The sequence below is a fragment of the Vreelandella rituensis genome (assembly GCF_003336665.1).
In the GTDB taxonomy this organism is placed as follows: domain Bacteria; phylum Pseudomonadota; class Gammaproteobacteria; order Pseudomonadales; family Halomonadaceae; genus Vreelandella; species Vreelandella rituensis.
This window is the reverse complement of record NZ_QPIJ01000119.1, coordinates 1-3,218: the sequence shown is the minus strand read 5'-3', so window position 1 is coordinate 3,218 and position 3,218 is coordinate 1. Positions and strand designations below refer to the sequence as shown.

4 protein-coding genes are annotated in these 3,218 nt (G+C 53.8%); 2 read left to right on the top strand and 2 right to left on the bottom strand.

The window, feature by feature from the left end; all coding sequences use genetic code 11:
• Nucleotides 1–181 precede the first annotated feature (181 nt).
• Both DU506_RS20815 and DU506_RS20810 read left to right on the top strand, forming a co-directional pair.
• A complete protein-coding gene (locus DU506_RS20815; RefSeq protein ID WP_114488746.1) occupies nucleotides 182–994 on the top strand; it encodes an alpha/beta fold hydrolase in 813 nt (270 codons plus the stop codon).
• Nucleotides 995–1,005: 11 nt separating this feature from the next.
• Nucleotides 1,006–1,257 carry a YkoF family thiamine/hydroxymethylpyrimidine-binding protein gene (locus tag DU506_RS20810; RefSeq protein WP_114488745.1) on the top strand — a complete coding sequence of 84 codons (252 nt, stop codon included), beginning with the start codon at nucleotides 1,006–1,008 and terminating at the stop codon, nucleotides 1,255–1,257.
• A 72-nt stretch (nucleotides 1,258–1,329) separates the two neighbouring features.
• Here DU506_RS20810 and DU506_RS20805 read toward each other — a convergent pair whose 3' ends face one another.
• On the bottom strand, nucleotides 1,330–2,343 hold the full coding sequence (locus DU506_RS20805) for a sensor domain-containing diguanylate cyclase (RefSeq protein ID WP_181870843.1): 1,014 nt from the start codon (nucleotides 2,341–2,343) through the stop codon (nucleotides 1,330–1,332).
• Nucleotides 2,344–2,463: 120 nt separating this feature from the next.
• Nucleotides 2,464–3,003 (bottom strand): hypothetical protein, encoded by a 540-nt coding sequence (locus DU506_RS20800; RefSeq protein WP_114488743.1) that lies wholly within the window; start codon nucleotides 3,001–3,003, stop codon nucleotides 2,464–2,466.
• Nucleotides 3,004–3,218 lie beyond the last annotated feature (215 nt).

Below are 3,218 nucleotides of genomic sequence, written 5' to 3'. Positions count from 1 at the left end.
GCAAACGCCGACTCGCACACCGCGAACTCCGGTCACGCTCTCCACACTTTGGCAACAAAGCGCGTGAGAGTGATGGGAATCCGCGATTCTATTCTTTGAATGAATCGTCGGAGGGTTCAAGACTGGCGTTAAAACAGTCGTATGATAGCCTTTGGATCCACTTGCCAATCACGAGTTCGCCATGACGTCTTCGCCCGCTTCTCCTCGACCTCGGCTGGTATTCGCCCATGCCAATGGTTTTCCCGGCCTGAGTTATCGCAGCCTGCTGGCTCCTCTGGCCGAGCAATTCGATCTGCACCCGGTGGATCGTCTCGGGCACCATCCTCAATTTCCGGTCAACCACAATTGGGCCAATCTGGTGGATGAGTTATTGGCTCACCTGCCCGAGACGCAGGCACCGGTGCTGGGGGTAGGGCACTCGCTGGGGGGGACCCTGATGGCCATGGCTGCGCAAAAACAACCTCAGCGCTTCATGGGCGTCATCATGCTCGACCCGCCCTTGATGCTGGGGGTGGACGCCTGGGTCATGAAAGCCGCCAAACGTTTCGGTTTCATTGATCGGATCACGCCCGCAGGCAAAACCCAAGGGCGGCGTACGCTATGGCCGAGTCGCGAGACCATGGCGATTTCATTGCGCCGAAGGGGGCTGTTTCGCCGCTTTACGCCCGAAGCACTTCACGACTACATTGAAGCAGGAACCCGAGTGTTGGATGACGGCAGAGCCGAGCTGACATTTGACCCAGCGGTCGAAATCGAGATCTTTCGTCATTTGCCGGATCATCTATCGCGATTGCCCGAGCGTGCGGCGGTGCCGCTACATGTGATTGCCGGTGATGAGTCGGACTTGTTGACCCCCGCGCGCATTCGGCGGTTACGCCGACGTGGCGTGGCGCTCAGTATGGTGCCGGGTACTCATATGTTTCCGTTGGAGCATCCAGAAGAAACTCGACAGGCGTTGCTCAAGGCTTGGGAGCGTTTGAAAATTAGAAATTAAGGAGACAAATCATGTATCTTTCCGCGCAACTCAGCTATTACCCCCTGACCGACGATTTCAAACCCATCGTGAGCGAAATCGTCAAACGCCTGGAGCAAAGCGGCCTCGAGGTCTATCCCAACCGCATGAGCACGCAGGTATTCGGTGAGTTTGATGAGGTGATGCGAGTGGTTTCTGACACCATGAAATGGGCCTATGAAACCCATGGCAAGGCGGCGTTCACGGCCAATTTCATCGAAGGCGACCGCCGGCCAGGAAAGTGAAAGCCATTGACCTCCTCGCCGTCTAAAGGGCGGCGATTCTCGGTTACACCTTCCAGATTCAGTTTTTGACCCTCATTCCCCGTCGATAGTGAAATAGTGCGTCCATCCGCCTTCAAAGAGGTGCGCTAAGGTTTCCTGAGCGTCGAGGCTGGCGGAAGCCACTTCAATATGACAGTAAAGCTTTGTTTCGCCGGGGCGGCGCAGACCGTTCCAGCGCTGCAGGGCGGCTTTAAGCTGCGCGCACAGCAGCCTGATTTCTCCTAGGGTGGCATCCATTAACAACGCCGCGACCGTATCGTTGCCATAACGACCGACCACCTCGGCTTGAGAAGCGATCTTCGCCATGGTCTTACCCAACTGCTCAAGCAGTTGATGGCTCTCGTTACTACCAACTTCGCCGCCATCTTCATCACCATGAAGCTGACCGATTCGCGCCATGTTGAGGATGCGTATTCTGATCAACACGGCATTGATGTCGTGACGTCGACATAAGGCGAGGGTGTTCGTGGCTCGGGGGGTAAACGCCAGCTCGTCCAGGCACCCGGTAATATTATCCGTTGGGTATTGGGTGCCAAGGGAAAACTCTTGTTCGACCAACCGCGCAATGTCTGAAAGTAGTTGCTTCTCGCGGGGCAGAAGCTGGCGTGGCTCCGCTTCTATCAGGCAGAGCGTGCCAATCCTCTCGCCTGTTGCCAAGTGCAATGGCTGGCCTGCATAGAAACGAACATACGGCGGGCCGGTCACAAAGGGGTTGTCGCGAAAACGCTCATCCAGGCGGGTATCGGGCACTTCCATGAGTTCATCGCTCTGAATCGTCCAGGAGCAGAAGGCGATATGCCGTGGCGTTTCCCGAAGGCTTACCCCCTGGCTTGACTTGAACCATTGACGGTCTCGATCCACCATCGATACCAATACAATAGGCACCTCGAACAGGCGGTGCGCCAGACGCGTCAGGCGATCGAATCGCTCTTCGGGCAAGGTGTCCAACAGGCCAGTGGCATGCAAGGCTGCGAGACGCCGTTCTTCCGTGTGGTTTGAAAGATGCGAGATAATAGGCAATGGCTTCCCCAAGGAAGAATCAGGCATCAAGAACTCCATGGCATTTCGCAGTTGTTTCTATGGTCTGTCCGGCAGTCGCCAGTCGATTCTTTTATCCGTAGGGATAATGTCGGATAAAAAACTTGTTGTTTTCTTTAGCTGTTTTCTTTAACCGGCAAGCTGTCTTAGGCTGTCTTGCACTTCCTCAAGAATATGGCAGGCATTTTTCTTCTGGGTGACGAACTCTTTTAGCAAGACATGTAATTCCAAGGTGCTGCATGTTTTTACCAGAAGTTCATGAAATTGATGTGAATGATATGCTGCAGCTAAGGCATGGTTCAGTGCCTGATAAGCCATATCTTCATTGACCACAAAAAAATGTTGCCTGCGCATGTCAGGGGGGATAACACCATGCACCTCGCATTTTTCCAGGCCAACGCCTAGCTGAAGGTGTTCGGCAGTCTGCGCGAGACTGGCCAGTCGTTGCTCGCATTCGAGCCCAAGCATCGCCATCAGTTGACTGATGGCCGGGTTGAGAGGAAGAAAGCTCAACTCAAACCCGCGGTAGCGGTGGCGCTCCTGGATTTCATGGTCTCTGGCCAGCAGGAATTGCTCTTCTGGCAAACAGGTGCGAAGAGGTTTCTGGGTGCTGGTGCTCTGAATTTCCCTAGATGCGGTTTTTACGCTTTTTATTGAATTTATTAGCATTTATCGACTCCTTCGTAATGCTTAGAACTTTGGGCAAACTCTAGTTTCCCTAAGGTAGGGAGAGGATGCCTGGAAAACGTTGATGCAAGTTATAACAATGGTTCGGACAGTTTCATGACGCAATAGCGCCGTAATGGCACATCTCATCAAAGTCGGGACGGGATTTTATGTCATTGAAGTCCAGACCCAAGTAGGAAGAAAAGCGTTCCAGCAGG